Here is a 547-nt window from a genome sequence, read left to right as displayed (position 1 = left end):
GTCCATAAGGCATACGTTTATGGTTATCTTGGGCATGCTGCGTCGGATGTTTTTGCTCATACCTATGTTAATCAATATGCGGGTGACGCGTTTGATTTGTGGGATGAGACGCGCGTAGAAAGGCGGCATATGGCGCTCGAAGGCTATATTTCCAGCAAGTTGCCTCCCTTGCGCAATCACCAAGGTGACGCGATTGGCACGGCTGCCGACCAGCTGAACTTAAATGGGCCTGTTTCCTTGGCGGTAAAGCAGTTGTTTTTAGAGGGTGATAGTGTCCGGCAGCAATATGGATCTTCTGCCTTCGGCGGTCACTTAGCGGCACTAATGCATTATCGCAATGCTATTGATGAGCTTGCAGAAGACCCCATCTGGCATGCGATTGATGTCGCAGCGGCGAAAATCGCATCTCAATATTGGCTTAACGTGACATTGACTGATAGTGAAGCCAGTCAAATTGTTAATGCAGCACAGCCGGTGCTTGATACGCTAAATGGCGATGTCGTGGATTTTAGTCAGGCCGTCGATGACAAGCTATTTAATGCCGTCA

General features: G+C 49.0%; 1 protein-coding gene. It reads left to right on the top strand.

The genetic code is table 11. The annotated features are described in order from the left end of the window. Window positions 1-547, top strand: a 547-nt coding sequence (locus ACFQEU_RS17830) for a hypothetical protein (RefSeq protein WP_379784333.1), incomplete at both ends; no start/stop codon positions are given.

The organism is Halorubrum tibetense (assembly GCF_042661865.1).
Classification (GTDB): Archaea; Halobacteriota; Halobacteria; order Halobacteriales; family Haloferacaceae; genus Halorubrum; species Halorubrum tibetense.
The sequence above is the reverse complement of the archived record's forward strand: the minus strand, read 5'-3'. Positions and strand labels throughout refer to the sequence as shown.